Below are 21,214 nucleotides of genomic sequence, written 5' to 3' on the forward strand. Positions count from 1 at the left end.
GCGGGATGTTCGACCTCGGCGGCGGCTCCGGCGACGGGACCCAGACCGTAACGACGCCCGACCCGCTGGTCAGCCTGAAGCGGGAGCTGACGCGGCTCGACGACTCGGTCGTCCTCACCTACCGGACGGACGACCGGCGGGCGCCGGACTACCTGCGCCTGTACGCCCTCGACCGCTTCGACGGCGACAGGTGGACCTACAGCCCCCTGCAGAGCAGCTCCCGTGACCGGCTGACCGGCGACGAGCTCCCGCCGCCGCCGGGCCTGACCGTCGCCTCCTCCAGGCGGGTGACGACCAGGGTCGAGGTGCGGCCCGAGGTCAAGAACATGACCTTCCTGCCGGTGCCGTACGCGCCGTCCAAGGTGTCGATCAAAGGCGACTGGCGGGTGCACGGGCCGTCGCTGATGGTCTACTCGCTGCGCGACTCCGCGGGCGGGCGCTCCTACACCGTCGAGAGCCGGCGCGCGGAGCCGACGACCGCGCAGCTCGCCGGGGCCGGCAACTACCCCGCCGAGGTCGTCGCGCACTACACGGCGGTGCCGCGGAACATCCCCCGGCAGATCAGGGACCTCGCGCAGAACGTCACCGCCGGGTCGGCGACCGCGCTCGCGCAGGCCGTGAAGCTGCAGCGGTGGTTCAACCAGAGCGGCGGGTTCAGCTACGACCTGTCCGCGCCGGCGCCGCAGCAGGGCAGCGACCTGGTCGACTTCCTGCTGCACAGCAAGCGCGGCTACTGCGAGCAGTTCGCCGCGTCGATGGCGCTGCTGGCCCGGATCATCGGCATCCCGTCGCGCGTGGCGATGGGCTACACGCCGGGCTCGGAGGTCAGGCCGGGCCAGTGGGTCGTCCGGTCCCGGGACGCGCACGCCTGGCCGGAGCTGTACTTCCAGGGCACCGGCTGGGTGCGGTTCGAGCCGACCCCCGCGGGCGCGGCCGGGCAGGGCACCGCCGACGCCCCCTCTTACAGCCTTCCCCAGATCACCGGCGGCGGCGGGCCGGAGAGCCGGTCCGAGCCCGCGCCGGAGGCGTCGGCGCCCGCCGAGGACGACTCCGCCGAGCCCAGCGCCGCCGCGCGCAACCGCAGCGACACCGGCCCCGAGGGCGCGGCCGCCGCGCAGGAGGGCGAGGAGGACGGGTTCTCCGCGGCGCCCTGGCTCGCGGGCGGGCTGCTGGTCCTGCTGCTCATGGCGGTCCCGATGGCGCTGCGGGTGCTCACCCGGCGCCGCCGCTGGGCCGCGCTGACGGCGCCGCGCGGGCCGGAGGACGGGCCGCGGCCGGGACGCCCCTCCCAGAGACCGCCCGGCGCGGCCTCCGGCGGGCGGCCGCGGACGCCGGACCCGGCGGACGCCGCGCACGCCGCGTGGCGGGAGATGCGCGCCGACGCGCTGGACCACGGCCTCGAATGGCGCTCCAGCGATTCGCCGCGCGCCACCGCCCGCCGCCTCGGCGAGCTGCTGGAACTCGACCCGGAGGGCGCGGGGGCCCTCGGCCGCATCGCCCGCGCGGAGGAACTGGCCCGGTACTCGCTGTCCCGCTCCCCCGAGCCGCCGGACCGGCTGCGCGCGGACGTCCGCACCGTCCGCGAGGCGTTCGCCGCGTCGGTGGGCCGCCGGGCGAGGCTGCGGGCCCGGCTGCTTCCGCCGTCCACGATGGAGCAGACGCGGGAGACGCTCCAGGCCGCGACCGACCGCGTGCTCGAACTGGCCACGCGCGTCAACGAGCTGCCGTCGCGCCTCCGCCGCAGATGAGCCGCCGCAGATGAGCCGCCGCGGGTGATCCACCGGGGGTGAGCCCGGGAGCCGGGCCCACCCTGCGCACGCGACCCCGCACACACAGCCTGCACACGCGGCCCCGCGCGCCAACCCCCGGGCACACGAACGTCCCGGTTCCGCTCGGTGGGGCCGTGCGGAGCCGGGACGATCAGCGGACCGGCGGCGTCAGTCGCCTTCGGTGCGGCGGCGCCAGCGCTCTTCCATGCGCTCCATGAAGCCGGACTTGGCGGGCTTGGCCTGCCGGCCGCCACCGCCGCCCGGGGCGCCGGGCGCACTGGGCGCGGGGTCGCTTCCGATACCGGTCATCCGCTTCCAGCTCGTCAACGCCCAGACGCAGCACACCACCATCAGCAGGAACCCGGTCACGCTGATCGCGATGGTCGCGGTCCCCGCGTTGATCACGAGCCCGGCCATCAGGGCGAAGACGCCGACGACGAAGCCGAGGGCGGCCTTGACGATCCGGCGCTTGTAGTGGATCTGCGGGTTGGTCGAGCGAACCGCGTGAGCGAACTTGGGATCCTCGGCGTACAACGCCGATTCGATCTGTTCGAGCATGCGCTGCTCGTGCTCAGAGAGCGGCACGGCACCTCCCAACGACAGCCCCGCGGCGGGGTATCCGATGCAGGACGCGAACGTCAACGGTGATATGCCCAGAATACGAGCACTGTCGAGCGTACGAAAGCGAACGGCCCGTCGAGGGCCCGGTGCCGGTCACCTCACAGCCTTCTTTCATTGTCTTCCGTCCCTGCCGTCACGTCCGTCACATCGGTCACATCGGCACGGGGGACGAGCGCGGCGGGGCGGACCGCACCGCGGCCGAACCTGTGCGCGACCTGGTCCATGGCTCGCTCGGCCTCACGCCAACCGCGTTCCGGCTCGTCGAAGGCGAGCTGACGGGGGGCCTCGCCGGCCGGGCCCAGGTTCTCCACCCTGACCCCGACCAACCGGAGACGTACCCCGTCGAGCCCCGCACCCTCATAGAGCGCGCAGGCTGTGACATAGATCACACGAGCGAGATCGGTCGGCTCGTCCAGCGTCCGCGCCCGCGTGATCGTCTTGAAGTTCGCCATCCGGAGTTTGACGCTCACCGTCCGGCCCGCGTTCCCGCTCTCCCGGAGCCTGGCGCCGACCTTCTCGGCCAGCCGCAGCAGCTCCCGGCGGACGATCTCCGGGTCGTCGATGTCGGTGTCGAAGGTCTCCTCGGCGCCGATGCTCTTGTCGGGGGTGTGCGGGACGACCTCGCGGGGGTCGCGGCCCCACGCCAGCTCGTACAGGTGGGCGCCCGTCGCGTTGCCCAGCTCGCGCTGGAGCGTCGCGAGCGGCGTCTCCGCGAGCTGCCCGACGGTCCGGAGCCCGATGCGGGTCAGCGCCTGCTCCGTCCGCTCGCCGACGCCCCACAAGGACGCGACGGGGAGCGGGTGCAGGAAGTCGGTGGCGCCGTCGGCGGGCACCACGAGCAGCCCGTCGGGCTTGCACCGGGTGGAGGCCAGCTTGGCGACGAACTTGGTGCTCGCGACGCCCACCGAGCACGTGATCCCCTGCTGGTCGCGGACCTGCTCGCGGATCATGGCGGCGATCGCGGCGGGCCGGCCGAGCCGCCGCCGGGCGCCCGCCACGTCGAGGAACGCCTCGTCCAGCGACAGGCCCTCCACCAGCGGCGTGACGGACCGGAAGATCTCGAACACCGCCGCGGACACGCGGGAGTACTTGCCGTGGCTGACCGGCAGCACGACCGCCTGCGGGCACAGCCGGCGCGCCCGGCTCATCGGCATCGCCGAGTGCACGCCGAACCGCCGGGCCTCGTAGGACGCGGCCGACACCACCCCGCGCGGCCCCGCGCCGCCCACGATGACGGGGCGGCCGCGCAGCTCCGGGCGGTCCAGCAGCTCGACGCTGACGAAGAACGCGTCCATGTCGACGTGCAGGATGGTGCATCCGGTGTCGTCGGCGGGCGGCCCCGGCTGCGGCCCCGGCCGGTGCAGCTGCTGCTTGCGGCTCACGCGTCACCCGGCCGGTTTGTCGGCCACCAGGTGCAGCTGGGTGGCGAGGTCCCGCAGGACGGGGTGGACGGCCGCGACCGACTCCAGGGCGATGAGGGCGTCGGCCGAGTCGGCGTCGGCGTCCAGCATGCCGCTCGGCACCAGGTCGGCGAAGATCCGCACGCCGTGCAGCTCGGCGACCCGGAGGTGCGCGCCGCGCACGAGCGACGACAGCGTCTCGCGGGTGAACCGGCGGGGCATCCGGTCGCCCTCGCCCCACCGCCCGGACGGGTCGGTGAGCACCGCGCGGGCGTCGTCGAAGTGCCCGGACACCGCGCGGTGCAGCGCGGCGGCGATCTGCCCGGCGACCAGCACGCTGACCGATCCGCCGGGGCGGACGGTGGCGGTCAGCGCCGCCATGGCGGCGGCGGGGTCGTCGACGTACTCCAGGACGCTGTGGCACAGCACGAGGTCGGCGGCGTCGCGGCCCAGCAGGTCGGGCAGGTCGACGGCGTCGCCCTGCATCGCGCGGACCGTCACCCCGGACTCGGCGGCGCGGCGTTCCAGCGCCGCCAGCGCGTCGGGGTTGGCGTCGACCACGGTGACCCGGTGCCCGAGCTCGGCGAGCGGGACCGCGAAGCCGCCGGTGCCGCCGCCGACGTCGACGACCTCGCTCTGCCCGGCCTCCGGGGCGATGCGGTCGAGGACGGTGCGCAGGGCGTCCCAGAGGACCGCGCTGCGCACCCGGCTGCCGCCCCGCACCCGCTTCTGCTGCCGGCCGGTCACGGCGGCTCCCCTAACGTCGCTCATTGAGCCCCAGCCTAGCCGCCCGGACCCCCGCGCCGGGGGCCCGGCGACGACGCCGTTACCGAGAGGGCGCCGTTACCGAGAGGACGCCGTTGCAGAGGAGCGCCGCCGTTACAGGGTGAGGGACGGCTTCAGCTGCTGGAGGCGCGAGAGGAGGCCGTTGACGAAGCGGGGGGACTCGTCGGTGGACAGCTCGGTGGCCAGCACGACCGCCTCGCTGACCGCGACCCCGTCGGGGACGTCGTCGACCCACAGCAGCTCGTAGGCGCCCATCCGCAGGATGTTGCGGTCGACCGCGGGCATCCGCTCCAGCGTCCAGCCGGTGGCGTAGGTCGCGATCAGCTCGTCGATGCGCTCCCGGTGCTCCTGGACGCCCTCGATCAGCCGGACGGCGTGCGGGTACTCGGCCAGCTCGTCCTGGTTGGGGCGGCCGCGCCCCTCCAGGACCGCGGTCGGCAGCTCCTCCCGCAGCTCCGCCGCGAACAGGATGTCCAGCGCGAGCTTGCGCGCCTTGGTGCGAGCGCTCATCGTCTCGCTCCGCTCGGAAGTTCCGCTCCCATCCTCAGCCGCGGCCGAGGTATTCGCCGGAGCGGGTGTCGACCTTGACCTTCTCGCCGGTCGTGATGAACAGCGGCACCTGGATCTGCGCGCCGGTCTCCACCGTGGCGGGCTTGCTGCCGCCGGTGGAGCGGTCGCCCTGCAGGCCGGGCTCGGTCTCGGTGATCTCCAGCACGACGGCGGCGGGCAGCTCGACGTACAGCGGGTTGTCGTTGTTGAAGGCGATCGTGGCGTTCTGCTCGGGGAGCAGGTAGTTCGCCGCGTCGCCGACGACGGCGCCCGGGATGTGGGGCTGGTCGTAGGTCTGGGTGTCCATGAAGACGAAGTCCTCGCCCTCGCGGTAGAGGTACTGCATCTCCCGCTTGTCGACGCTGGCCACCTCGACCTTGGTGCCGGCGTTGAAGGTCTTGTCGACGGTCTTGCCGGACAGGACGTTCTTCAGCTTCGTTCGGACGAACGCGCCGCCCTTGCCGGGCTTGACGTGCTGGAACTCCAGGACGGTCCACAGCTGGCCGTCGAGGTTCAGCGTCATGCCGTTCTTCAGGTCGTTCGTCGTCGCCACTGGCTGTTCTCCCGGTCGCGGTCCCGCGCGCTAGAGCACGAGCAGGTCCTTGGTCGTTGTGGTGAGGAGCTCCGGACCGTCCGCGCGGACCACGAACGTGTCCTCGATGCGGACCCCGCCCCGGCCCGTGAGGTAGACCCCCGGCTCCGCTGTGATCGGAACTCGGTCCATCAGCTTACCGGTCTTGTCGTACCCCAGGAGCGGAGCCTCGTGGATCTCCAGGCCGACGCCGTGCCCGAGCCCGTGCGTGAACGCGTCGCCGTGCCCGGCGGCCTTGATGACGTCGCGGGCGGCGGCGTCGACGTCCTTGGTCTCCGCGCCGGGGACGGCCGCGTCGAGCCCGGCGCGCTGGGCGCGGTGGACGAGGTCGTACACGTCGCGCTGCCAGCCGGCGGGCTCGCCGATCGCGACGGTGCGGGTCATGTCGGCGTGGTAGCCGCCGTACCGGGCGCCGAAGTCCATGGTGACGAGGTCGCCGCGGCGGAGCTCGCGGCCGCCCGGATGGTGGTGCGCGATGGCGCCGTTCGGCCCGGACGCGACGATCGAGGCGAAGGCGGGGCCCTCGGCGCCGAGGTCCACCATCGCCCGTTCCAGCGCGACGGCGACCTCCCGCTCGGTGACCCCGGCGCGGATCCCGGGGAGGGCGGCCTCGAACGCGCGGTCGGTGATGGCGCACGCCTCGCGCAGGAGGGCGATCTCCTCCTCGTCCTTGACCCGCCGGAGGTCTTCGACCAGGTGACCGAGTGCGGCCAGCTCTATCTCGGCCTGGCCGCGGAGCTCCGCGTGCTGCTCGACGGTGACGTCGTGGGCCTCGAAGCCGAGGCGGGCGTGGCCGTCCGCGGCGGCGCGCGTCACCAGCGCCGCCGCGACCTGCCGGTCGACGATGACGGGCAGCTCCGGGCAGACCTGCGCGGCCATGCCGGCGTACCGCCCGTCGGTCGCGAGCACGGCCGCGCCGTCGGCCGGGACGAGCAGCGCGGCCCTGGAGCTGTCGAGGCCGGTCAGGTAGCGGACGTTGACGAGCCGGGTCACCAGCAGGGCGCCGGCGTCCCGTTCGGCGATCAGTGCGGCGAGCCGGCGCCGCCGGGCGTGGTGCGTCTCCCCCATGGTCAGGACTCTAGGGCACGGCCGGGGACGCGGGGATCCCCGGCGCCGCACGGACTCGGCGCGGTCACGAAACATGAAGAACCCTCGACTTTGCCGCGCGCGCTGCCCTAGCGTTACCGGCCGTGTGACCGTCCGTCCCCCGCTCTTGGACTCCCCCCAGGAGGATCACGTGACCCGAGTCAGCCGCCGCAGACTGCTCGGCACAGGTGCGATCGCCGCCGCCGGAGCCGCCGCCGCCGGGGCCTCCGCGGCCGCGGCGCCGGCCGCCGCGGCCCGCACCTCGCCCGCCGCCACCGCCGACGTGGTGGTCGTCGGCGCCGGCCTGTCCGGTCTGACCGCAGCCCGCGACCTCGTCGCGGCCGGGCGGTCGGTCCTCGTCCTCGAGGCCAGGGACCGGCCGGGCGGGCGCGTCTACGGCCTCCCGCTCGGCGACGGCACCACCAGCGAGGGCGGCGCCGAGTTCATCGGGCCCACGCAGGACCGCATCGCCGCGCTCACCCGCGACATGGGCGTGGAGACCTTCAAGACCTACAACACCGGCAAGAACGTCTACTTCCGCAACGGCACCCGGTCCCTGTACGAGACCGACGGCATCCTCGGCGCGGTCCCGCCGGACTGGGGCGTCATCGACCTGCAGATCGCGCTGCTGCGGCTCGGCGAGATGATCAAGCAGGTGCCGGTCGGCGAGCCGTGGAAGGCGGCGAAGGCCGAGGAGTGGGACGCGCAGACGTTCTACACCTGGTCCCGGTCGAACTCGCTGAGCAGCGGCGCGCGGTTCCTGATGGACGCGTTCGCCTCCTCGACGCTGTCGATGCGCTCGCAGGAGGTGTCGCTGCTCTACCTGCTGCACTACGCCGCCGCCGCGGGCAACGAGACCACCCCCGGGACGATCGACCGGCTGATCAACACGAAGGGCGGCGCGCAGGAGTCCCGGTTCGTCGGGGGCTCGGAGCAGGTGCCGATCCGGCTGGCGGCGAGGCTGGGCGACATCGTCCGCTACAACTCCCCGGTGCGGTCGATCGTGACCGGCGCGGACGGCGTGACCGTGACCGCGGACGGGATCACGGTGTCGGCGAAGCGGGTCGTGGTCGCGATGTCCCCGGCCATCGCCGGCCGGATCGACTACTCGCCGGCGCTGCCCGCGAGCCGGGCGCAGCTGATGCAGCGGTACCCGATGGGCTCGATCGCCAAGTTCGTCGGCGTGTACGACACGCCGTTCTGGCGGGCGGACGGCCTGACCGGGCAGGCGGTCGCCGACAGCGGGGCGATCGACGCGACGTTCGACAACAGCCCGCCGGACGGGTCGCGCGGCATCCTGATGGGCTTCATGAACCAGGCCAACATCCGGCGGCTGGACGGCGCGTCGGCGGACGAGATCCGCAGCGCGGGGCTCGCCTCGTTCACCAAGCTGTTCGGCGACAAGGCCGCCGCACCGCGGATCACGGCGTTCCAGCGCTGGGACAACGAGATGTGGAGCGGCGGCGGCCCGACCGGCATCGCCCCGCCCGGCGCGCTCACCGCCTTCGGGCCCGCGCTGCGGGCGCCGTGCGGCCGGATCCACTGGGCGGGCACCGAGACGTCCGACTACTGGACGGGCTACATGGACGGCGCCGTCCGCTCCGGCGAGCGCGTCGCCGCGGAGGTCCGCGCCGCCCTGTGAGCGGGTGTCCCGGGTCCGGCCGCCGCGCGGCGGCCGGACCCCCGGCGACGGGGAGGGGCCGCCTACAGGTCGGCGGCCATCTCCTTGACCTTCTCGACGAGGGCGAGGCGGCCCTTGTGGTCGCCCGCGATCGGGGAGACGTTCAGCGTGGTGACGCCGGACTCCTTCATCGCGGCGAGCCGCTCGCGGACGTGGCCCTCGGAGCCGATCAGCGACATCTTCTCCAGCAGCTCCTGCGGGACCTTGGCGGCGGCCTCGTCCTTCTTGCCGTCCAGGTACAGGTCCTGGATCTCCTCGGCCTCCTTCTCGAAGCCGTACCGGCGGGCGAGGTTGTTGTAGAAGTTCTTGCCCTTGGCGCCCATGCCGCCGATGTAGAGGGCGGCCATCGGGCGGCCGAACTCCAGGTAGCCCTGCACGTCGTCGCCGATGGCGAGCGGGGACTGCCCGACGACGTCCAGCTCGCCGAGGGCCGGGTCGCGCTTGGCCTTCCCGGCGGCCAGGGACTCGCCCCAGACCTCCTGCGCCTTCTCCGGCATGTAGAAGATCGGCTCCCAGCCGTTGGCGATCTCGGCGGTCAGCTCGACGTTCTTGGGCCCGATCGCGGCGACCATGACGGGGATGTCGGCCCGCACCGGGTGGTTGATGATCTTGAGGGCCTTGCCGAGGCCGGTGCCCTGCCCCTCGGGGAGCGGCAGCCGGTAGTGCTTGCCGTCGTGCTGGACCCGCTCGCGCCGCCACACCTTGCGGCAGATCTCGATGATCTCGCGCGTGCGGCCGAGCGGCGCGGTGTAGGGCACGCCGTGGAAGCCCTCGATGACCTGCGGGCCGGACGCGCCGATGCCGAGCGTGAACCGCCCGTCCGAGACGTAGTCCAGGCCCGCGGCGGTCTGCGCGATCGCGGTCGGCGTCCGGGAGTAGATGTTGAGGATGCCGGAGGCGATCTCCAGCCGCTGGGTCTTCGCGGCGATGTAGCCCATCTGGCTCACCGCGTCGAAGCTGTACGCCTCCGCGACATAGACGATGTCGAGGCCAGCCTTCTCGTAGTCGGCGAGCTCCTCGACGGTCTCCTTGAAACCGCCGGAGTAGCTCAGCGCCATCCCGATGCGCATCGACGTCCCTTCCCGTAACCGAATCTGATTCAGTCGAACGTAACCTACTCCGGCGGCCCGCCCGGGGGCGAGGGTCAGCCGAAGGCCGGGCCGGTCAGCGCGGCCAGCGCCGGCCCGTACAGGTCCGTGCGGATCTTCCCCACGGTCCCGCCGTTCTTGCCCGCCAGGGAGGCCGCCCACTCGACCGCGGCGGGCAGGACCTCCGCCTCCTCGGCCGTGCGCTGGACGATCCCGGCCGCCACCGCCTGCTCCGCCGTGTACCGGCGTCCGGTGATCATCGCCTCGTGCGCGGTGCGCTTGGGCAGGCGCGCCTGGATCAGCGCGCTCATCCCGGGCGTGAACGTCATGCCGAGATCGACCTCGGGCAGGCAGAAGTAGCCCCGGTCCGTCCGCATGACGGCGAAGTCGTGGGCGAGGGCGAGCATCCCGCCGCCCGCGAACGCGTGCCCGTTCAGCGCCGCGACCGTGGGCATCGGCAGCGACAGCAGGCGCGCGTACAGGCCGTGGACCCGGCCCAGGTACTCCTCGAACCGGTCCTGGTTCGCGCCGAGCCAGTCGAGGTCGAGGCCGTTGGAGTAGAACTTGCCGGTCCCGACGGTGACCAGGGCGCCCGGCCCGTCGTTCTTCGCCACGGTGTCGAGCGCGCCCTCGGCCGCGCCGAGGAAGTCGGGGCTGAAGCGGTTCTCGCCCGCGTCGAAGCGCAGGACGAACACGTCCCCGTCGCGCTGGAGGTCGATCACGAGTCTCTCCTTCGTCCCTGCTCGACACCCGCCGGCCGGTATGACGTCCGGCATATGCCAGGGTTCCTATGACATGCGTCATGGTCAATGCGGACACCTTATGATGAATGTCATAATCAGGCCATGGGGACCGACAGCCGGGAACGCATGGTGCGCAGCGCCGCCTTCCTCTTCCGCGAACGCGGCTACAGCGGCACCGGCTTCCGCGACGTGATCGCGCACAGCGGCGCGCCGCGCGGGTCGATCTACCACCACTTCCCCGGCGGCAAGGCGCAGCTCGCCGAGGAGGCCGTCCGCTACGCCGGGGACTTCCTCAACGCCGGCATCCTCGCCGCCACCGAGGGCGGCGACCCCGCGTCCGCCGTGGACGCCTTCGTCGGCTGGTGGCGGCAGGTCCTGATCAAGAGCGAGTTCCGCGCGGGCTGCCCGGTCGTCGCCGTCACCGTGGAGAGCCACGACGAGGCCCCGCAGCTCGCCGCGGCCGCCGCGGCGGCGTTCGGCCGCTGGCAGGACACCCTCGCCACCGGCCTCGGCAACGCCGGCGTCGCCGACGACCGCGCCGCCCGCCTCGCCCGGCTGATCGTCGCCGCGGTCGAGGGCGCCACGATCCTGTGCCGCGCCCACCGCGACGTCGCGCCCCTCGACGACGTCGTCACCGAGCTGAAGGACATGACCCGGGAGGCCGTCCGGGAGGGCTAGGACCCTTCGGCGGCCAGCTCCGCGACCGCCTGGAGCGCCAGGACGTACGACATCGTGCCGAAGCCGGCGATGGTCCCGGTCGCGACGCCCGCGACGACGGAGGTGTGGCGGAACTCCTCGCGCGCCGCCGGGTTGGTGATGTGCACCTCGATGAGCGGCGCGGTGAGCTGGGCGAGGGCGTCCCGCAGCGCGTACGAGTAGTGGGTGAACGCGGCCGGGTTCAGCACGACGGGGACGCGCTCGTCGGCGGCCTCGTGCACCCAGCGGATCATCTCCGCCTCGTCGTCGGTCTGCCGGACCTCGACGGCCAGGCCGAGGCCGCGGCCGGTGTCCCGGCACAGCCCGGCCAGGTCGTGGAAGGTGGTCGTCCCGTACTTGTCGGGCTCGCGGATGCCGAGGCGGCGCAGGTTGGGCCCGTTCAGCACGAACACGCGGGTCATCGGCTGCTCCCTTCCGGGGGACGCCCCCCGGACCCCCGGCCGACCGGCCGACGATCCTCGCTCCGCTGGAGCTCCACTGCGGTCATCGGCCGATCTCCTCGTAGGCGGCAGCAAGCAAGGTCTCGTCGGGGGCCTCCAGGCGGCCCGGCTCGGCGATCCCGTCGAGGACGACGAAGCGGAGCGTGGCGCCCCGCGACTTCTTGTCGATGCTCATGGTGGCGCGCAGGCCGGGCCAGTCGGCGGCGTAGGAGACCGGGAGGCCGACGGAGGCCAGCACGTCGCGGTGCCGCTGGACCACGTCCGCCGGGAGGCGTCCGGCGAGCCGGGCCAGCTCGGCCGCGTAGACCATGCCGATCGCGACGGCGTGGCCGTGCCGGAACCGGTAGTCCTCCGCCTTCTCGATGGCGTGGGCGAGGGTGTGGCCGTAGTTGAGGATCTCCCGCAGGCCGCCCTCCTTCAGGTCGGCGGACACCACGTCCGCCTTGACCTGGACGGCGCGCTCCACCAGCTCGCGGGTGTGCGGGCCGTCCGGGGACGCGGCGCCCGCCGGGTCGTCCTCGACCAGCTCCAGGATCTTCGGGTCGGCGATGAACCCCGCCTTGATGATCTCGGCGAGGCCGCTGATGTAGTCCTCGCGGGGCATCGTCGGCAGCGTGGCCAGGTCGCACAGCACCCCGGCCGGGGGGTGGAACGCGCCGACGAGGTTCTTGCCCTCGGGGACGTTGATGCCGGTCTTGCCGCCGACCGCCGCGTCGACCATGCCGAGCAGCGTCGTCGGGACGAGCACCACCCGCACGCCCCGCAGCCACGACGCCGCGGCGAACCCGGCGAGGTCGGTGGTCGCGCCGCCGCCGACGCCGACGACGACGTCGGTGCGGGTCATGCCGAACCCGGCGAACGACGACCAGAGCCCGGCGAGGACGCCGACCTCCTTGGCGGCCTCCCCGTCCGGGACGGGCAGCGCGTGCACGGCGTATCCGGCCTGCTCCAGCGCACCGCACACGGGGCGGGCGATCTCCGGCAGCCCCTCGGCGTGGACGACCGCGACCGTGCGGGCGCGTTCGCCGACCAGGCCGGGCAGCTCGCCGAGGACTCCCGTCCCGATGACGACGTCGTACGGGTCGGCCCCGCCGACGTGCACCCGCGCCTGCGTCACGCGTCCTCCTCGTGGGGGGACGACCCCCCGCGGCCCCCGCCGAAGGCCGCGTCCTCCAGGGCCTTGACGATCTCTTCGACGACGTCGGCGGGTTCGCGGCCGTCCGTGTCGACCTGCACGGTGCCGAGCCGCTCGTAGATCGGCAGGCGCTCCTCCAGGAGCTTGCGCATCTGGCTGCGCGGGTTGAGGACGAGCAACGGCCGCGCCGCCGCGAGCCCCACCCGCTTGATCGCCTCCGACAGCCCGACCCGCAGGTAGACGACGGTCTGCCCGGCGAGCGCCTGCTGCGTCTCCGCCGCGAGGACCGCGCCGCCGCCGAGCGCGACGACGCCCTCGTGCTCGGCGAGCGCCGCCGCGACGGCCGCGCGCTCCAGCTCGCGGAACCGCTCCTCGCCGTCGTCGATGAAGATCTCGCCGATCGGCTTGCCCGCCGCCCGCTCGATGTCGGCGTCGGTGTCGCGCAGCGGGACGCCGAGCCGCTCGGCGAGCGCGCCGCCGATCGTGGTCTTGCCGGAGCCGGGCGGCCCGATGATGACTGCCTTCGGTCGCATGGTCAGCGGATCCAGTTCACTTGGCGGAGTTCACTTGACGGGCAGCGAGGACAGGTATCCCCGCAGGTTGCGGGCGGTCTCCTCGGCGGAGTCGCCGCCGAACTTCTCCAGCGCCGCGTCCGCGAGGACCAGCGCCGCCATCGCCTCGGCGACGACCCCGGCGGCGGGCACGGCGGTGACGTCGCTGCGCTGGTTGATGGCCTTGGCGGGCTCGCCGGTCTTCACGTCGATGGTGTCGAGGCGGCGCGGGACGGTCGAGATCGGCTTCATCGCGGCCCGCACCCGCAGCGCCTCGCCGGTCGTCATGCCGCCCTCGACGCCGCCGGCGCGGTTCGTCCGCCGCCGTACGCCGTCGGGCGTGCCGTCGATCTCGTCGTGCGCCCGCGAGCCCGGCCGCCGCGCGGTGGTGAACCCGTCGCCGAGCTCCACGCCCTTGATCGCCTGGATGCCCATCAGGGCCCCGGCGAGCCGCGAGTCGAGGCGGCGGTCCCAGTGGACGTGGCTGCCGAGGCCGGGCGGCAGCCCGTAGGCGAGGACCTCCACGACGCCGCCGAGGGTGTCGCCCGCCTTCTTGGTCTCGTCGATGTGCGCGACCATCGCCGCCGAGGCCGCCTCGTCGAAGCAGCGCACCGGGCTGGCGTCCACCACGGCGAGGTCGCCGGGGCCGGGCAGGACGCCGTCGGGCGCCTCGACCTCGCCGAGCGCGATCACGTGGCTCAGCACGTCCACGCCGAGGGCCTGTTTGAGGAACGCCTTGGCGACCGTGCCGAGCGCGACCCGCGCGGCCGTCTCCCGCGCGCTCGCCCGCTCCAGCACCGGGCGGGCGTCGTCGAAGCCGTACTTCTGGATGCCGACGAGGTCGGCGTGGCCGGGCCGCGGCTGCGACAGCGGGGCGTTCCGCGCCTGGGCCGCGAGGACGGCGGCGTCCACGGGGTCGGCCGACATGACCGTCTCCCACTTGGGCCACTCGGTGTTGCCGACCTCGATCGCGACCGGCCCGCCGAGCGTCACCCCGTGCCGGACGCCCCCGACGATCGTCACCTGGTCCTGCTCGAACTTCATCCGGGCGCCCCGCCCGTGCCCGAGCCGCCGGCGGCGCAGTTCCTCGGCGATCTCCCCCGAGGTCACGCGCACACCGGCCGGCAGCCCCTCCACGATCGCGGTCAGGGCCGGGCCATGGGACTCCCCCGCGGTCAACCAGCGCAGCATGCCCCCGATCCTATTGACTCCGCGCCCCCGCCCGTGCCGCCGTCCACCATCTGAGAGGCTCGGCGGCGGAGGTGGACGATGAGGAAGGCACTGCTCGTCCAGGCGCGGGAGTGCGCGCAGCTGGGGTCGCCGATGTACGCGGAGCTGCTGACGCGTGCGGCGGACGACCCCGGCGGGACGGTCGCGAAGGTGCTGGGGGGCCGGGCGGTGCCCGGGGCCCTCCTGCGGATGCTGGGAACGGTCCACCGGCTCGTCCTGGAGGGCCGGGCACCGGACCTCGCGGCGCACTACCCGACCGCGGGCGGGACCGAGGACCCCCTCGCCGCCTGGCCGGCGGTCCGGGACGTCCTGGTGGAGCACGCGGCGGAGATCCGCGCGGGGCTCGCCGTCCCGCCGAAGACGAACGAGGTCGGGCGGTCGTCCGCGCTGGTCGGGGGGCTGCTCTCGGTGGCCGCGGCGACGGGCCTGCCGGTCAGGCTGCTGGAGCTCGGTTCGAGCGCGGGCCTCAACCTGCGCGCCGACCATTTCCGGCTCCGGTACGAGGGCGGCGCGTACGGGCCCGAGTCGCCGGTCGTGCTGGAGAACGCCTGGCGGGGCCTTCCGCCGGTGGACGCGCCGCTCGCGGTCGCCGAGCGGCTGGGGTGCGACCCGGCCCCGCTGGACCCGGCGGCACCGGAGGCGCAGCGGCTGCTCCTGTCGTACGTGTGGCCCGACCAGCCGGTGCGGGTCGCGCGGCTGCGGGCGGCGTTCGAGGTGGCCGCGCGGGTCCCGGCGACGGTCGTGCGGGCCGGCGCCGCCGACTTCCTGGCGGACCTGGCCCCGGAGCCGGGCGTGGCGACGGTGGTGTGGCACTCGACGATGTGGGCCTACCTGTCCGAGGACGAGGCGGCCCGGCTGCTCCACCTCCTGGAGCGCGCCGGAGCGGCGGCCACCGGGGACGCCCCGGTCGCGCACCTGTCGTTCGAGCCCCGCGACCCGTCCCGGCTCGATCCGGCCCAGGTGGTGACGCTGCGCCTGTGGCCGGACGGGGGCCGGACCGTCCTCGGAGAGGGCCCGGCGCACGGCCTGCCGATCACCTGGGCCTAGCGCCGTCCTAGCGCCCGAGGCCGCGGTCGATCGCGATCCTCACCGGCGACGACGCGGGGAGCGGGCCGGAGGGGAGCAAGGGCGGCTGCGCCATGAAGCGGGGTTCCCTGCCGTGGTGCGGCTGGGCGGCGTGGACCAGGAACGGGTGGCACAGGTAGACGTCGCCGGCCTCGCCGGTCGCCAGGGCGACCGGGCGGTGCTCCGAGGCGGGGACGGCCCCGGCCGCCAGCTCCATGAAGGGGAGGCCCTCCTCGCCCGCCGGTTCGAGGATCGGCGGGACGTCCAGATGGGAGCCGGTCCGGATGCGGGTGGGCGCGTCGTCGCCGCTCACGTCCGAGAACAGGAACAGCATCAGCAGGGCGCGGCCCTTGGAGTCCGCGTTCACCCGGTAGGACATGAAGTCGGCCGGGTCGTCGCCGGGGAAGCTGGCGTCGATGTGCCAGCCGTCGTCGCCCGGCTCCTCGTCGCTGGGGAACCGCACCGGGAACGTGCCGAGGCCGCCGCGCGGCAGCCAGGCGCCCTCACCGACGATCGCGTCGAACGCGGCGTGCAGCCGGGGTGTGCCGGCGGCGGCCCGGAACGGCTCCTGCGCGTGGTCGCCCAGGCGGACGACCGGCCGCGTCCACGTCGAGCGGTCGGCGGGGTCGCAGCCGGTGTCCCGCCAGAGGATCTCGCGGCATTCGGCGGCCAGCTCGCGGGAGAAGGCCCCCTCAACCCGGACGAAGCCGTCGGCGATGAACGAATCGACGTCGATCATGCCGCCAAGCGTGCCCGCCGGGCGGGACGGACCGCCAGCGAATTATCGGCGCCCCGCTTACCCGGGCGCCGCCTACCGGCGGACGACGTTCAGTTCGACGCCGCCGACGATGCGGCCGCGCAGCACCTCGGCGAGCCGGTCGGAGACGCGCTGCACGGTGCGGCGCTCGTCGTGGCCGGGGACGACGGCGAACCGCACGGCCACGTCGGCGGACGTGCCCTCGGTGACGCGGACCCCGGTCACGGACTGGTCGGAGCCGAACGCGGCCTCCACGGCGGCGAGGACGTCGGGGTCCTCGTGGGGAGCCGGGATGGGCCGGCCCTCGGCGAGCAGGTGCAGGCGCAGGCCGTCCACGGCGAACGGGACGGGGCCCGCCACGTCCACGACCAGGGCGTCGGCGCCCTCGTCGAGGGCGGCGCGGCACGCGTCCTCGGCGCGGACGGCGACGGGACGGGCGTCGGCGCGCCACGCCCGCATCGTCTCGGTGCAGGTGAAGCCGAGCACGCCGCGCCGCCCGTCGTCGCCGATCAGCGTGGGCAGCGCCATGTCGCTCGACTTCTCGCGGCGCAGCTCGCCGGGCGCGACGTCCTCCTCTTCGGTGAGGACGGCGACGACGGGCACCAGCAGCCGCGCCTTCCGCAGCCGGCGCAGCACGGTGTGGACGCCGACGCGCCCCGCCGCGTACCCGGCGAGGGCCTCGCACAGCCGCGGGTCGGCGCTTCCGTCGTCACCGGGGAACTGTGGTTCGGGAATGGTCAGTCCGGACACGCCAGGAAGGCTATAACCTCCGCCGGACACCGTGGGTGACTATCCGGACACGATACGGCTTCAACCCGGTCGGCCGAGGTCGGCGATGGCCGCGACGGTGCCGCCGCCGGACGGCCCCTGGTGGACGGCCGCGACCGACACGAACACCGCGGGGTCGCCCGTGACGGACGCCGCGACGCCGCCGACGCACGCCTTGATCTGCCGGTGCCAGTGCACGTCCGAGTCGTCCAGCATGATGTTGCGGCGCCCCCGGACCGAGCCGCCCGGGTCGGCCTCGCACTTGATGAAGACGTTGACGAGGCGGTCGCCGAGGTCGGCGGTGCGGGGCCGTTCGGGCAGGTCGAGGCCGGTCGTCCGGATCGCGTCCCAGATGCCGTCGGCGTCGAGTGCGTCCTTCATCACACCGTGCCCGGCGCGGTACCGGCCGCCGATGCCGCGCACGTTGCCGACGACGACGATCTGCGCCCGGTCGAGCTCCACGCCGGACGAGCAGGACGCCACCGACGAGTACAGCGACAGGTCCTTGTGGATCTGCTCGGCGGACGGCGGCTCGATCTCGCCGAGCGCCACGGCGATGCCGAGCGCGGTCGTGGAGTTGGAGATGTCCATCGACTTGAGGGTGTCCTCGGTGACGACGTCGCGGCCGCGGGACTTGGCGTCGTTGATGGTGTCGAGGGTGAGCAGCGGCGTCTTGGTCTGCACGTAGTGGACGTCGGCGGGGTCGTCGATGCCGGCGGTCTTCATGGCCTCGCGGACGCCGGCGGCGACCGTCTCGACCATCGCGGGGCGGCCGATGTCCTCGGGCAGGATGACGTCGCTCATCGCGACGCCGACCGAGAGGCGCGGCTCGTCCGTCTTCGGCGCCGCGGCGGGGTCGGCGGTGGCGAACACCGTGGCGTGCGGGCTGAGGACGCCGTCGGTCCCGCCCGACCACACCAGCGGGACGCGCCCCACCTCGTCCGCAGGGCGGGTCCCCTTCTCGACGAGCACCTCGCGGAACGCGCGGTCGGCCAGCAGGCGGGTGTAGTCGTTCACGCCGCCGTTGCCCTCGGTCTTGCCGACGACGGCGAGGACCCGGTCGGCCTCCAGGACGCCGTCGTCGATCAGCCGGGCCAGCCCGGACGCGTCGGTCACGCTCTCGATGGGGATCTTGCGGACTTCGATCGGATCGGGCACGTCATCGCTCCTCAGCTGCTCTGATCACTCGGTCACTACCCTGGTCACGAGCTACCCCGGTCACGCCTCGACGACCGTCCCGGAGGCGCCGTGCGCGGCGTCGCCCAGCCGCTCCAGCGACGCGATCGCGGCGCGCCGGCCGCCCGCGGCGACGAACCGCCGCACCGCCTCCACCTTCGGGCCCATGCTGCCGCCGGCGAAGTGCCCGGCGGCCGCGAGCCGGGCCAGCTCCGCGACCGTCGTCCGGTGCAGGGGACGCGCGTCCGGGGTGCCGAATCCGGTCATCGCGTGCTCCACGTCGGTCGCGATGACCAGGATCTCCGCGCCCAGCCGCCGGGCGAGCAGCTGGGCCGCCAGGTCCTTGTCGACGACGGCCTCGACGCCGCGGAGCGTCCCGTCCACTGTCGCGACGGGCGCGCCGCCGCCGCCGGCCGCGACGACGATGTGGCCGGCGTCCAGCAGCGCCGCCGCGGCGCCGGCGTCCAGGACCTCCAGGGGCTCCGGCGAGGCGACGACGCGGCGCCAGCCGCGGTCCCCGAACTCCCGCCACGTCTCGCCGTGCGCCATGGCGCGCCGTGCCTGCTCTTCCGGGAAGTAGCGGCCGACGGGCTTGGCGGGGTCGGCGAACCCGGGGTCGGCCGCGTCCACCAGCGTGCGGGTCACGACCGCGGCGACCGGGCGGGACACGCCCCGCGCGGCCAGCGCCCGCTCCAGCGCGTTCATGATCATCACACCGATGGTGGCCTGGGTCTGCGCGCCGCACCAGTCCAGCGGGACGGGCGGCACCACGCCCGCCGCCAGCTGGTTCTTGATCAGCAGGTTGCCGACCTGCGGCCCGTTGCCGTGCGTGAGGGCGACCCGCGCGCCGGCCGCGACCAGGTCCGCGACCGGGGCCATCGCCCGCTCGATCGCCGCCGCCTGGGCGTCCGGCGTGGCGCTGCCGTCCGACGCGGTCATCGCGTTGCCGCCGAGCGCGATCATGATGCGCGCACCCGTGATCCGCTCCCCGCCGACGCGCTCGCCGTCGAGCGCGTCCCCGCCGTTCCAGCCCACGGCCGAACGCTAGCCCGCGCGGAGGACGGCGCTCATGGGCGAAAGCAGCCCAAGGAGCGCCGCCCGTTCGGCAACCTCCGCCCAACCGGTCAGGAGTGACCGTCCTCTTACGGTCACGGGGGCGGGTTCACGGCCGCGACAGGGGTCTGTCAGCGCAGGCGGGCGAGGCGTTCGACGGCCTCGTCGATGACCTCGTCCCGCTTGCAGAACGCGAAGCGGACGAAGTGCGCGCCGGCCTCGGCGTGGTCGTAGAAGACCTGCGAGGGGATCGCGACGACGCCCGCCTTCTCCGGCAGGGCGCGGGTCAGCTCGATCCCGTCGGTGAACCCCAGCGGCCGGATGTCGGCCTGCACGAAGTAGGTGCCCTGCGGCCGGAACGTGGTGAACCCGGCGGCCTCCAGGCCGGTGATGAGGCGGTCCCGCTTGGCCTGGAGCGACTTGCGCAGCTCCTCCACCCACGGGATCTCGTTCGCCAGCGCGTACGCGGCGGCCCGCTGGTAGGGGGCGCTGACCGCGTAGGTGAGGAACTGCTTCACCGTCTGGACGGCCCGGATGTAGGGGGCGGAGGCCATCACCCAGCCGGTCTTCCATCCGGTGACGGAGAACGACTTGCCCGCCGACGACACCGACACCGTCCGGTCGCGCATCCCGTCGAGGGTGGCCAGCGGGATGTGCTCGGTGTCGTCGAACGTGAGGTACTCGTAGACCTCGTCGGTGATCGCCACCAGGTCGTGCTCACGGCAGACGTCCGCGATGGCCTCCAGCTCCGCGCGGGTGAACACGGTCCCGGCGGGGTTGTGCGGCGAATTCACCAGGATCGCCCGGGTGCGGGGGCCGATCGCGGCGCGCAGCTCGTCGGGGTCGAAGGTGAACCGGCCCTCCGCCGGGCGCAGCGTGACCGGCCTGCGGACGGCCCCGGCGAGCGCGATCACCGCGGCGTAGGAGTCGTAGTACGGCTCGAACACGACGACCTCGTCGCCCGGCCCGGCGAGCGCCAGCACCGACGCCGCGATGCCCTCGGTGGCGCCAACGGTGACGAACACCTCGGTCCCCGGGTCGTAGGAGAGCCCGTACCGGTGGAGCCGCTGCGCGGCCACGGCCTCCCGCAGCTCCGGGAGCCCCGGCCCGGGCGGGTACTGGTTCGCCCCCGACCGGATCGCCTCCACGGCGGTGTCGAGCACGGCCTGCGGGCCGTCCTGGTCGGGGAAGCCCTGACCGAGGTTGATGGCGCCGGTCCGCACGGCGAGAGCCGACATCTCGGCGAAGATCGTCTCGCCGAATCCCTGCATGCGCGCTACGAGAGGCTCACCCACGCGACCAGACTAACCGCGCCGGCCCCGGCCCATCCGCCTGGCGCCGGTCAGCGGGCGACGGCGACCGTGTGCCCGATGGCGGACGCGTCGGCCGCGAGGTCGAGCAGGGCCGCGGCGAGGTCCTCCCGGGCCAGGGTGAAGCCGCCGGGGACGTGGCGGTCGACGGCCTTGCGGTAGCGGCCGGCGCCCGCGCCCTCGGTGAGCCGCGGCGGGCGGACGATCGTCCAGTCGAGCCCGGAGCCGCGGACGACCTCCTCCGCGGCGCGCATGTCGGCGAACGCGTGCTTCAGGATCCGCTGCAGGATCAGCGGCTTGACCACGAACCGGGTCAGCGGGTCGTCGCCAGGCCCGGCGTCCAGCCCGGACGCGCTGACGACCACCAGCCGCCGGCTCCCGGCGGCGCCCATCGCGGCGACGATGGCGCGCGTGCTGTCGGCGCAGACGGTCGTCGGCGCGCGGCCCTCGCGGGTCCCGATGGCGGTGATGACGGCGTCGCACCCCTTCACCGCCTCCTCGAGCGCGGCGGGGTCCACGACGTCGGCCTGGACGACGCCGGCCGCCTCCCGCAGTTCGCCGGGCAGCCGTGCCGGGTCGCGGACGACGGCGGTCACCTCGTCCCCGCCGTCGAGCGCGCGCCGGACGAGCCGGACGCCGGTGCCGCCGGTCGCCCCGAAGATCGTGAGTCTCATGCCCCCACCTCGGTTAGTGAATT

The 21,214-nt window shown here is 74.1% G+C and carries 22 protein-coding genes; 4 read left to right on the forward strand and 18 right to left on the reverse strand.

The genetic code is table 11. The features are described 5' to 3' along the window. Nucleotides 1–1,748 (forward strand): transglutaminase TgpA family protein (locus IEZ03_RS32975; RefSeq protein WP_189241261.1); only part of this gene is annotated, 1,748 nt, incomplete at its 5' end. 189 nt (nt 1,749–1,937) lie between these two features. On the opposite strand, the gene IEZ03_RS32980 is transcribed toward IEZ03_RS32975, so the two are convergent. The 6 genes from IEZ03_RS32980 to IEZ03_RS33005 all read right to left on the reverse strand — a co-directional run bounded on the left by IEZ03_RS32980 (nt 1,938) and on the right by IEZ03_RS33005 (nt 6,785). After that, nucleotides 1,938–2,354: an SCO2097 family morphological protein gene (locus IEZ03_RS32980; RefSeq protein WP_132046306.1), complete on the reverse strand. Its 417-nt coding sequence runs from the start codon at nt 2,352–2,354 to the stop codon at nt 1,938–1,940. A 134-nt stretch (nt 2,355–2,488) separates the two neighbouring features. Further along, a complete protein-coding gene (locus IEZ03_RS32985; RefSeq protein WP_184886210.1) occupies nt 2,489–3,772 on the reverse strand; it encodes a DNA polymerase IV in 1,284 nt (427 codons plus the stop codon). A gap of 3 nt (nt 3,773–3,775) precedes the next feature. Further along, the gene (locus IEZ03_RS32990; RefSeq protein ID WP_184886212.1) at nt 3,776–4,561 is read right to left on the reverse strand and encodes a methyltransferase domain-containing protein; all 786 of its coding nucleotides are present in this window, start codon (nt 4,559–4,561) and stop codon (nt 3,776–3,778) included. A gap of 108 nt (nt 4,562–4,669) precedes the next feature. Next, nucleotides 4,670–5,086 carry a transcription antitermination factor NusB gene (gene nusB / locus IEZ03_RS32995; protein ID WP_184886214.1) on the reverse strand — a complete coding sequence of 139 codons (417 nt, stop codon included), beginning with the start codon at nt 5,084–5,086 and terminating at the stop codon, nt 4,670–4,672. A 34-nt stretch (nt 5,087–5,120) separates the two neighbouring features. Then, the gene (gene efp, locus IEZ03_RS33000) at nt 5,121–5,678 is read right to left on the reverse strand and encodes an elongation factor P (protein ID WP_132046302.1); all 558 of its coding nucleotides are present in this window, start codon (nt 5,676–5,678) and stop codon (nt 5,121–5,123) included. A gap of 30 nt (nt 5,679–5,708) precedes the next feature. Continuing rightward, nucleotides 5,709–6,785, reverse strand: a complete 1,077-nt coding sequence (locus IEZ03_RS33005; RefSeq protein ID WP_184886215.1) for a M24 family metallopeptidase — start codon at nt 6,783–6,785, stop codon at nt 5,709–5,711. Between the two features lie 169 nt (nt 6,786–6,954). Between IEZ03_RS33005 and IEZ03_RS33010 the strand changes: the two genes are divergently transcribed. Then, nucleotides 6,955–8,445, forward strand: a complete 1,491-nt coding sequence (locus tag IEZ03_RS33010; protein ID WP_221480804.1) for a flavin monoamine oxidase family protein — start codon at nt 6,955–6,957, stop codon at nt 8,443–8,445. Between the two features lie 62 nt (nt 8,446–8,507). On the opposite strand, the gene IEZ03_RS33015 is transcribed toward IEZ03_RS33010, so the two are convergent. Both IEZ03_RS33015 and IEZ03_RS33020 read right to left on the reverse strand, forming a co-directional pair. Then, nucleotides 8,508–9,554: an LLM class F420-dependent oxidoreductase gene (locus IEZ03_RS33015; protein ID WP_184886219.1), complete on the reverse strand. Its 1,047-nt coding sequence runs from the start codon at nt 9,552–9,554 to the stop codon at nt 8,508–8,510. A 74-nt stretch (nt 9,555–9,628) separates the two neighbouring features. After that, nucleotides 9,629–10,294, reverse strand: a complete 666-nt coding sequence (locus tag IEZ03_RS33020) for an enoyl-CoA hydratase-related protein (protein WP_184886221.1) — start codon at nt 10,292–10,294, stop codon at nt 9,629–9,631. A gap of 123 nt (nt 10,295–10,417) precedes the next feature. Here IEZ03_RS33020 and IEZ03_RS33025 point away from each other — a divergent pair, with 123 nt between their 5' ends. Continuing rightward, complete coding sequence (locus IEZ03_RS33025; RefSeq protein WP_184886223.1) at nt 10,418–10,993, forward strand: TetR/AcrR family transcriptional regulator; 576 nt, start codon at nt 10,418–10,420, stop codon at nt 10,991–10,993. Here the strand turns inward: IEZ03_RS33025 and aroQ are convergent. The 4 genes from aroQ to aroC form a co-directional block, all read right to left on the reverse strand. Beyond that, nucleotides 10,990–11,433: a type II 3-dehydroquinate dehydratase gene (gene aroQ / locus IEZ03_RS33030; RefSeq protein WP_132046297.1), complete on the reverse strand. Its 444-nt coding sequence runs from the start codon at nt 11,431–11,433 to the stop codon at nt 10,990–10,992. The genes IEZ03_RS33025 and aroQ overlap by 4 nt on opposite strands. Nucleotides 11,434–11,515: 82 nt before the next feature. Beyond that, nucleotides 11,516–12,589 (reverse strand): 3-dehydroquinate synthase, encoded by a 1,074-nt coding sequence (gene aroB / locus IEZ03_RS33035; RefSeq protein WP_184886224.1) that lies wholly within the window; start codon nt 12,587–12,589, stop codon nt 11,516–11,518. Beyond that, nucleotides 12,586–13,146 carry a shikimate kinase gene (locus IEZ03_RS33040; RefSeq protein ID WP_221481512.1) on the reverse strand — a complete coding sequence of 187 codons (561 nt, stop codon included), beginning with the start codon at nt 13,144–13,146 and terminating at the stop codon, nt 12,586–12,588. The genes aroB and IEZ03_RS33040 overlap by 4 nt, the downstream gene beginning before the upstream one ends. Before the next feature lie 24 nt (nt 13,147–13,170). Beyond that, nucleotides 13,171–14,349: a chorismate synthase gene (gene aroC / locus IEZ03_RS33045; RefSeq protein ID WP_184886228.1), complete on the reverse strand. Its 1,179-nt coding sequence runs from the start codon at nt 14,347–14,349 to the stop codon at nt 13,171–13,173. Nucleotides 14,350–14,427: 78 nt separating this feature from the next. Between aroC and IEZ03_RS33050 the strand changes: the two genes are divergently transcribed. Then, complete coding sequence (locus IEZ03_RS33050) at nt 14,428–15,435, forward strand: DUF2332 domain-containing protein (protein ID WP_184886230.1); 1,008 nt, start codon at nt 14,428–14,430, stop codon at nt 15,433–15,435. A 7-nt stretch (nt 15,436–15,442) separates the two neighbouring features. Here the strand turns inward: IEZ03_RS33050 and IEZ03_RS33055 are convergent, their stop codons facing one another. The 6 genes from IEZ03_RS33055 to IEZ03_RS33080 all read right to left on the reverse strand — a co-directional run bounded on the left by IEZ03_RS33055 (nt 15,443) and on the right by IEZ03_RS33080 (nt 21,191). Then, a complete protein-coding gene (locus tag IEZ03_RS33055; RefSeq protein WP_184886232.1) occupies nt 15,443–16,192 on the reverse strand; it encodes a phytanoyl-CoA dioxygenase family protein in 750 nt (249 codons plus the stop codon). 72 nt (nt 16,193–16,264) lie between these two features. Then, nucleotides 16,265–16,960 carry an SseB family protein gene (locus tag IEZ03_RS33060; protein WP_184886234.1) on the reverse strand — a complete coding sequence of 232 codons (696 nt, stop codon included), beginning with the start codon at nt 16,958–16,960 and terminating at the stop codon, nt 16,265–16,267. 60 nt (nt 16,961–17,020) lie between these two features. Continuing rightward, nucleotides 17,021–18,136 carry a barbiturase gene (gene bar / locus IEZ03_RS33065; protein WP_184886236.1) on the reverse strand — a complete coding sequence of 372 codons (1,116 nt, stop codon included), beginning with the start codon at nt 18,134–18,136 and terminating at the stop codon, nt 17,021–17,023. 60 nt (nt 18,137–18,196) lie between these two features. Next, nucleotides 18,197–19,189, reverse strand: coding sequence for a carbamate kinase (locus IEZ03_RS33070; protein ID WP_229808727.1), 993 nt, complete (start codon nt 19,187–19,189; stop codon nt 18,197–18,199). A 149-nt stretch (nt 19,190–19,338) separates the two neighbouring features. Beyond that, nucleotides 19,339–20,502, reverse strand: a complete 1,164-nt coding sequence (locus IEZ03_RS33075; protein WP_184886238.1) for a pyridoxal phosphate-dependent aminotransferase — start codon at nt 20,500–20,502, stop codon at nt 19,339–19,341. Between the two features lie 47 nt (nt 20,503–20,549). After that, on the reverse strand, nt 20,550–21,191 hold the full coding sequence (locus IEZ03_RS33080; RefSeq protein WP_184886239.1) for an NAD(P)-dependent oxidoreductase: 642 nt from the start codon (nt 21,189–21,191) through the stop codon (nt 20,550–20,552). Nucleotides 21,192–21,214: the final 23 nt, after the last annotated feature.

It is taken from the genome of Actinomadura livida (genome assembly GCF_014648675.1).
Classification (GTDB): Bacteria; Actinomycetota; Actinomycetes; order Streptosporangiales; family Streptosporangiaceae; genus Spirillospora; species Spirillospora livida.

What these genes read in the sequence shown, in the direction of transcription:
- IEZ03_RS33015 (WP_184886219.1), bottom strand. Translation starts at nt 9,554, where the DNA reads ATGCGCATCGGGATGGCGCTGAGCTACTCCGGCGGTTTCAAGGAGACC.
- IEZ03_RS33050 (WP_184886230.1), top strand. Translation starts at nt 14,428, where the DNA reads ATGAGGAAGGCACTGCTCGTCCAGGCGCGGGAGTGCGCGCAGCTGGGG.
- IEZ03_RS33025 (WP_184886223.1), top strand. Translation starts at nt 10,418, where the DNA reads ATGGGGACCGACAGCCGGGAACGCATGGTGCGCAGCGCCGCCTTCCTC.
- aroQ (WP_132046297.1), bottom strand. Translation starts at nt 11,433, where the DNA reads ATGACCCGCGTGTTCGTGCTGAACGGGCCCAACCTGCGCCGCCTCGGC.
- IEZ03_RS32990 (WP_184886212.1), bottom strand. Translation starts at nt 4,561, where the DNA reads ATGAGCGACGTTAGGGGAGCCGCCGTGACCGGCCGGCAGCAGAAGCGG.
- aroC (WP_184886228.1), bottom strand. Translation starts at nt 14,349, where the DNA reads ATGCTGCGCTGGTTGACCGCGGGGGAGTCCCATGGCCCGGCCCTGACC.
- IEZ03_RS33080 (WP_184886239.1), bottom strand. Translation starts at nt 21,191, where the DNA reads ATGAGACTCACGATCTTCGGGGCGACCGGCGGCACCGGCGTCCGGCTC.
- nusB (WP_184886214.1), bottom strand. Translation starts at nt 5,086, where the DNA reads ATGAGCGCTCGCACCAAGGCGCGCAAGCTCGCGCTGGACATCCTGTTC.
- IEZ03_RS33055 (WP_184886232.1), bottom strand. Translation starts at nt 16,192, where the DNA reads ATGATCGACGTCGATTCGTTCATCGCCGACGGCTTCGTCCGGGTTGAG.
- IEZ03_RS33005 (WP_184886215.1), bottom strand. Translation starts at nt 6,785, where the DNA reads ATGGGGGAGACGCACCACGCCCGGCGGCGCCGGCTCGCCGCACTGATC.